This is a genomic window from Sphingopyxis sp. SCN 67-31 (genome assembly GCF_001725095.1).
The window spans coordinates 1-7,287 of the sequence record NZ_MEFH01000046.1; the positions used below are offsets into that span (position 1 = coordinate 1).

The 7,287-nt window shown below is 66.8% G+C and carries 6 protein-coding genes; 3 read left to right on the forward strand and 3 right to left on the reverse strand.

What is annotated here, in order from left to right; all coding sequences use genetic code 11:
• Nucleotides 1-1,106: ABC transporter transmembrane domain-containing protein (locus tag ABS88_RS05290; RefSeq protein ID WP_286749364.1), on the reverse strand; the 1,106-nt coding region annotated here is incomplete at its 3' end.
• 169 nt (nt 1,107-1,275) lie between these two features.
• Between ABS88_RS05290 and ABS88_RS05295 the strand changes: the two genes are divergently transcribed.
• The 3 genes from ABS88_RS05295 to cydX are packed head-to-tail and all read left to right on the forward strand — an operon-like array spanning nt 1,276 to nt 4,144.
• A complete protein-coding gene (locus tag ABS88_RS05295; RefSeq protein WP_286749365.1) occupies nt 1,276-2,856 on the forward strand; it encodes a cytochrome ubiquinol oxidase subunit I in 1,581 nt (526 codons plus the stop codon).
• Between the two features lie 13 nt (nt 2,857-2,869).
• Entirely contained in the window at nt 2,870-4,018 is a 1,149-nt protein-coding gene (cydB, locus tag ABS88_RS05300; protein WP_286749366.1) for a cytochrome d ubiquinol oxidase subunit II, read from the forward strand.
• Between the two features lie 15 nt (nt 4,019-4,033).
• Entirely contained in the window at nt 4,034-4,144 is a 111-nt protein-coding gene (cydX, locus tag ABS88_RS05305; RefSeq protein WP_003044383.1) for a cytochrome bd-I oxidase subunit CydX, read from the forward strand.
• A gap of 74 nt (nt 4,145-4,218) precedes the next feature.
• On the opposite strand, the gene ABS88_RS05310 is transcribed toward cydX, so the two are convergent.
• A complete protein-coding gene (locus tag ABS88_RS05310; RefSeq protein WP_286749367.1) occupies nt 4,219-5,631 on the reverse strand; it encodes an efflux transporter outer membrane subunit in 1,413 nt (470 codons plus the stop codon).
• A partial coding sequence (locus tag ABS88_RS05315; protein ID WP_286749368.1) for an efflux RND transporter permease subunit occupies nt 5,631-7,287 on the reverse strand: 1,657 nt, incomplete at its 5' end. The genes ABS88_RS05310 and ABS88_RS05315, both read right to left, overlap by 1 nt.

Consider the following 7,287-nt stretch of genomic DNA (forward strand, 5'->3'; position numbering starts at 1 on the left):
ACGGGCACCTGCCCGATCAACGCGCGGAGGAGGCTGGTCTTGCCCGATCCGCTCGGCCCGACGATCAGGTGAAGGCCGGGGCCGGTCCAGCGCGCGCTGATCGGTCCGATCGCCGCGCCTTCGGGGTGCCGAACAACCCACGCATCGACGACAAGAGCCGCCGGTGCGCCGGGTAACGGCGATGCGACTGCGTGATCGGCGATCGGCGCCTCCGCGGCGGCAAGCGCCGCCAGCGCCGCTTCGCCTTGCTGCTTGTCGTGATAGGCAGCGGCCAGGCGGCGCATGCCGAGATAAAATTCGGGCGCGAGCGCAAGAACGTAAAAGGCTTCGGCGAAGTCGAGGCTTTCGGGCGCGCGAAAGGGCAGCAGGCCGAGCAGCGAAAAGCCGCAATAGACCGCGACGAGCGCGACCGCGAGCGCGCTGAAAAATTCGAGGATCGCGCTCGATGCAAAGGCGATGCGCAGCACGCCCAGCGTCCGTTCCGCCAGATCGCGCGCCGCCCCGCCGATCTGCCGCGTGACGCGATCCTCGGCGCCATAGGAGAGGATCAGCGGCAGCGCGCGAACCCGGTCGACGAACAAGCCGCCGAGCCGCGACAGCGCGCCCAGCTGCGCCTCGCTCGCCCGCGCCGCGGCGCTGCCGGCGAGCGCCATGCCGATCGCGAAGGGTAACAGCGTGCCGAACAAGATCGCCGCGGCGACGCCGCTCGCCGGCAGCGCCGCCAGCGCGATCAGCAGCGGCGAAAGCATCGCGGCACGGCGCAGCGGCAGGAAACGCGCAACATAGGGCTCGATGCGGTCGATCGCGGTCACCGCCAGTTCGGCATCTTCACCGATCAGGCGTCCGCGCCCCGCCGCGCTCACCATGAGCGCGGGCGCGACCCGCGCGCGCAGCTCGGCGGCAAAGCGCGCGGCGTGGCGCAGGCCGATCGCAAAGGCGCCGCCCTGCAAAGCGCCGCGTGCCAGCGCCGCGCCAACCAGCAGCAGCATCCACGCCCAGCCCGCAATGCCGAATCCCGCGTCGCCCCCTCCGCCGCCGCGAAGGTCGCGCGCGACGTGGAGCGCCAGCAATTGCGCGAGCGCGAGCGCGAAGAGCACCGCGGCCACGGCATCGCCAAGCCAAGCGGCCAGGGCACCGCGGCTGGCGGCGGGTGCTGCAGATGTGGCGTTATCTCTACTTGACATTTTTCTAATATTCACACATTCCCATATTCATTAAATGACGATGCCGCAAGCCGTGCGGCACCCCGCCGAGTCGCTGTTCAGGAGTGGCGCCATGGACCTGGCCGTAGTCGAATTATCCCGCCTGCAATTCGCCCTTACGGCGATGTACCATTTCCTCTTCGTTCCGCTGACGCTGGGGCTTTCCTTCATGCTGGTGATCATGGAGAGCATCTATGTCATCACCGAAAGGGAAATCTGGCGTACCATCACGCGTTTCTGGGCCCGCCTGTTCGGGATCAACTTCGTCCTCGGGGTCGCGACCGGCCTGACGATGGAGTTCGAATTCGGGATGAACTGGTCCTATTATTCTCACTATGTCGGCGACATCTTCGGCGCGCCACTCGCGATCGAGGGGCTCATGGCCTTTTTCCTCGAGGCGACCTTCGTCGGGCTGATGTTCTTCGGCTGGGACAAATTGTCCAAGCAGCTCCATCTCCTCGTCACCTTCCTCGTCGCGCTGGGTTCCAATCTTTCGGCGCTGTGGATCCTGATCGCCAACGGCTGGATGCAGAATCCGGTCGGGTCGCGCTTCAATCCCGACACGATGCGCATGGAAGTCGTCGACTTTTATTCGGTGCTGTTCAACCCCGTCGCGCAGGCGAAGTTCGTCCACACGGTCAGCGCCGGCTATGTCACCGCCTCGGTCTTCGTTCTCGGCATTTCGGCCTGGTATCTGCTCCGCGGCCGTTACACCGCGCTCGCGAAGCGCTCGCTGACCGTTGCCGCGGCCTTCGGCCTCGCCTCCTCGCTGTCGGTGGTCGTCCTCGGCGACGAATCGGGCTATGCGCTCACCGATCATCAGAAGATGAAACTCGCCGCGATCGAGGCGATGTGGCACACCGAAAAGGCGCCCGCCGGGCTCACCCTCTTCGGCCTGCCGTCGGTCAAGGACCGCGAGACCCGCTATGAAATCAAGATACCCTATGTCCTCGGCCTGATTTCGACGCGCAGCCTGACCGGGCAGGTCCAGGGGATCAACGAACTGGTCCTCCACGCGCAGGAACGCATCGAAAGCGGCAAGCTCGCCTATGGCGCGCTCGAGGATCTGAAGGCCGATCGCACCAACGCCGCCGCGCGCGCGACCTTCGAGGCGAACCGCAGCAACCTCGGCTATGCGATGCTGCTCAAGCGTTATGTCCCCGATCCGCGCAACGCGACCGCCGACCAGGTCATGCAGGCGGCGTGGGACACGGTGCCCAACGTCCCGGTCACCTTCTGGCTGTTCCGCCTCATGGCGGGGCTCGGCTTCTTCTTCATCGGCTTCTTCGCCCTCGCCTTCTATTATGCGACGGTGCGGCGCTTCGATGTGAAGTGGTTCCTGCGCGCCGCGGTGATCATCATGCCGCTGCCGTGGCTGGCCGCCGAAATGGGCTGGGTGCTCGCCGAATATGGCCGCCAGCCATGGGCGATCGAGGGCGTGCTGCCGACCTTCCTCGGCGCATCGAGCCTGACGGTGGCGCAGGTCTGGACGACCATCGCGGCCTTCACCCTGCTCTACAGCGCGCTCGCTTTCATCGAGGTGCGGCTGATGCTCGCGGCGATCCGCAAGGGCCCCGAGTCCAAGCGCGGCCGCGACCTTGCCTCGGGCATCGAACCCACCGACGCGGGCTATACCCCGCTGCCGGCCGAATAAGGAGGATCAGACGATGGCGATTCCCTTCGACTATGAAACGCTCCGCCTGATCTGGTGGCTGCTTCTCGGCGTGCTGCTGATCGGCTTCACGCTCACCGACGGCTACGACCTCGGCGTCGCCGCACTGCTGCCCTTCATCGCGCGGACCGACGAGGAACGGCGGCTGGCGATCAACAGCATCGCCCCGACGTGGGAGGGGCATCAGGTTTGGCTGATCCTCGGCGGCGGCGCGATCTTCGCAGCATGGCCCTTTGTCTATGCGATCAGCTTTTCGGGCTTCTACCTCGCGATATTCCTTGTCCTCGCGGCGCTGATCCTGCGCCCCGTGGCATTCAAATATCGCTCGAAGCACGACGATCCTGCCTGGCGCAGCCGCTGGGATTGGGCGCTGTTCGTTGGCGGTTTCGTCCCCGCACTGGTGTTCGGTGTTGCGGTCGGCAACGTCCTTCTGGGCGCGCCCTTCCGCCTCGATAGCGACCTGCGTGCCTTTTACGAAGGCTCGCTGCTCGGCCTCTTCTCGCCCTTCACCTTGCTCACCGGCCTGCTGTCGGTGGCGATGGTCGTGCTGCACGGCGCCGGCTGGCTCGCGCTCAAGGCCGAGGACGGCGTCGTGATGGACCGGGCGCGCCGCTGGGGCAAGATCGCCGCGCTGCTCGTCATCGCGCTGTTCGCAATCGGCGGCGTGATGGTCGCCACGATGAATATCGGCTACCGGCTGGAGGGCGAACTCGATCCCGCCGGCCCCTCGAACCCGCTGTGGGCAACGTCGGTCCCGGCGGCGGGCGCATGGCTCGACAATTATGGGCGCCACCCGTGGATGCTGCTCGCGCCCATCCTCGGCTTCCTCGGCCCGATCCTCGCCTATGTCGCGATCGCCGGGCGCAAGCAGAGCCTGCTCTTCGTCGGCTCGGCGCTCGCGGTGGTCGGGATCATCTCGACGGTCGGCCTGTCGATGTTCCCTTTCATCCTGCCCAGCTCGATCGACCCGCATTCGAGCCTGATGGTCTGGAATGCCTCGTCGAGCCACCTCACCTTGTGGATCATGCTCGTCGTGACCCTGATCTTCCTGCCCATCGTCCTCGCCTACACGGCGTGGGTGCTCAAGGTGTTGTTCGGCCGCGTCACGCTCGACGAGGTTCGCACCAACCCCGATTTCTACTGACCGGAGGAACACGCCATGTGGTATTTTACCTGGGTACTCGGCCTCGGCCTCGCGGTCGGCTTCGGCATATTGAACGGCTTGTGGCACGAATTCCACTCGCCCGCCGACGACGACGCGACGCTCTGACCAGCGGCACAGCTATGAAAAAGGCCGGCGCAGTCCATGCTGCGCCGGCCTTTTTGTTTAGCCAGATTGACGCCTTACGCGGCGCCGTCCTGCCAGCCGCCGCCCAGCGCGAGGAACAGCGCGACCAGATAGGTCGCACGCTGCTGTTCGGACTGGGCGATGCTCGCCTGGATCTGCGCCAGCGAGCGTTCGGCATCGAGTACGACCTGAAAATTCTCGCGCCCGGCCTGATAGCGAAGCCGCGCGATCCGCGCCGCCTCGCCCGCTTCGTCCGCCGCACGGCGTAGCGCCGCAAGCCGGTCAAGTTCGCCGGCATAGTTGGCGAGCGCGCTTTCGGTTTCTTGAAGCGCGCCGAGCCAGGTGCCGTCGAAGGTCGCGAGCGCCGCGTCGGCGCCGGCCTCCGCCTGCTTCAGCCGCGAACGCGCGACCGCGATGTTCGGAAAGCTCCAGGAAATCAGCGGCCCGATCGAAAAGCGGAAGCTGTCGGACTTGCCCAGCCCCGAAACCGCGTCGGCGGTCGATCCGACCGACCCGCCGATGCTGATGCTGGGATAAAGATCGGCGGTCGCGACATTGACACGCGCCGCGGCGGCGGCGAGCTGGCGCTCGGCCCGGCGAATATCCGGGCGGCGGGCGAGCAGCGCGGCGCCGTCACCGACCGGAATCGGACGGTCGAGTTCGGGCGGCGCCTGGCATTGCAGCGCGGCCTGCGGCGCTTCGGCGGGCGGCTTGCCGGTCAGCAGCGCAAGGCGATAGAGCGCCCCGGCGCGCTGCGCCTTCAAGGTCGGCAGGGTCGCGCGCGTCTGTTCCAGCAGCGCCCCCGCCTGCCCGGTGTCGAGCCGCGTCGCGCGTCCGCCTTCGAACAGCCGGCGCGTCAGGTCGAAGGTCTGTTCCTGAATGCGCAGCGTTTCCTCCGCCACCGCAAGCTGGCGGTTGTAGGCGCAGACGTCGGCATAGGCGCGCGTCGTTTCCGCCGCGACCGTGATGCGCGTCAGGTCGAAGGCCGCCTGCACCGCGTCGGCATCTGCGCGGCTCGCGCGGATCGCACTTTCGACGCGCCCGAACAGATCGACCTGATAACCGATGTCGAGCCCGACATCATAGCTTTCGCCCTCGACCGGGCCGATGCCGGTGACGCTGCCCGGCTGGCGGGCATAGGTGCCGCTGGCGCTTATTCCGGTGGTCGGCAGGCGGCCGGCCCGTGATTCCTTCAACACCGCGCGCGCCTGTGCCAGATTGGCGGCGGCGACGCGCAGATCGGTATTGGCGGCCAACGCCTCTTCGACGAGCGCGTCGAGCGTCGGGTCGCCGAACAGGCTCCACCAATGCCCCGCCGGCTGCTCGCCGGTGAAGGCGGGCGATTTGCCTGCCTCGAGGAAAGGTGTCTGTCCGGGAGCGGCGGGGGTCGGCGACACATAGGCCGGACCGACGGCGCAGCCCGACAGCGCAAGCGCGGCGGCACCGGTCAGCAGGACATTGCGGCTCATCATGGCATCTCCAGCGGCGCATCGCCGCCCTTGTTGGTGCGGCCGCGCGCGAACCATTGCTGGACGCGATAGCCCAGCTTGCGCGACACGACGTAGAAGATCGGCGTGAAGATCAGCCCGAATATGGTGACGCCGAGCATGCCGAACGTCACCGCCGTGCCGAGTGCCTGGCGCATTTCCTGCCCCGGCCCGCTTGCCACCGCGAGCGGAATGACGCCGAAGATGAAGGCAAAGCTGGTCATCAGGATCGGACGCAGGCGCGACTGCGCGGCGTGAACCGCGGCGTCGAGCGGGGCCATCCCCTCCTCTTCTTCCGCCTGCTTGGCGAATTCGACGATCAGGATCGCGTTCTTCGCCGCGAGCGCAATCAGCACGACCAGCCCGACTTGCGTCAGGATATTATTGTCCATCCCGCGCAGGTTCACGCCCAGCATCGCCGCCAATATGCACATCGGCACGATCAGGATCACCGCGAGCGGCAGCGGCAGCGATTCATATTGCGCCGCCAGCACCAGGAAGACGAAGACCACCGCGAGCAGGAAGATCAGCACCGCGCTGCTCCCCGCCTGCTTTTCCTGATAGGCGAGGCCCGTCCATTCATAGGAAAAGCCCTGCGGCATCGTCTTCGCGGCCAGTCCCTCCATCGCGGTCAACGCCGCACCCGATGAGACGCCCGGCGCCGCCTGTCCCTGCAGTTCGACCGCGGGGAACAGATTGTAGCGCACGACGCGGGTCGGGCCGCTGTCGTCGCGGAAGGTCGCGAGCGACGAGAGCGGAACCATCTCGCCCGACGAGGACCGCACCTGCAATCGGCCCACATCCTCGATCCGGCTGCGCGCGCTTGGTTCGGCCTGAGCCGTGACGCGGAAGGTGCGGCCAAGGAAGTTGAAGTCGTTGACATAGGTCGAGGCAAGATAGGTGCCGAGCGCGGCGTAGACCTGGCTCGGGTCGACGCCCAATATCTGCGCCTTGTCACGATCGACATCGGCGAAGATGCGCGGGCTTCCGGTGTTGAACAGCGAAAAGACCTGCGTGACGTCGGGCACCTGCTGCGCCCCGCCCATCATCGCCTGCGTCACCTTTTCAAGGTCGCGATAGCTTTGCCCCTCGCGCGCCTGCAGCATCATGGTGAAGCCGTTGCCGTTACCGAGGCCCTGCACCGCGGGCGGCGCGATGACGAAGGCGTTTGCTTCAGGGAGCGCCATCGCGAGGACGCCCGACAGCTTGCCCGACAATGCGCTGGCGCTCAGATCGCTGCCGCGCTCGCTCCAGTCCTTCAGACGGATGAACATCGTGCCCGCGTTCGATGCGGTCGAAAAGCTCGCGCCGTCGAGCCCCGAAAAGGTCGCGATGCTCTCGACGCCGTCGATCTGCGACACCGTCTTCTGCGCGCGCGCCAGCACCTCGCTCGTGCGATCGAGCGACGCGCCGGGCGGAAGCTGAACCACGCCGATCAGCACGCCCTGATCCTGATCGGGGATGAAGCCCGTCGGCGTATCTGCGAGGCGCCAGCCGGTCGCGGCGAGCAGTACCGCATAGATGCCCAGCATCAGCGCCGTCTTGCGGATCAGCGACGCGGTGGTGGTGCCATAGCGTTCGGACAGCCGGTCGAACCCGTCGTTGAACTTGTCCGCGGCGCGGCGGACCACGCGCATG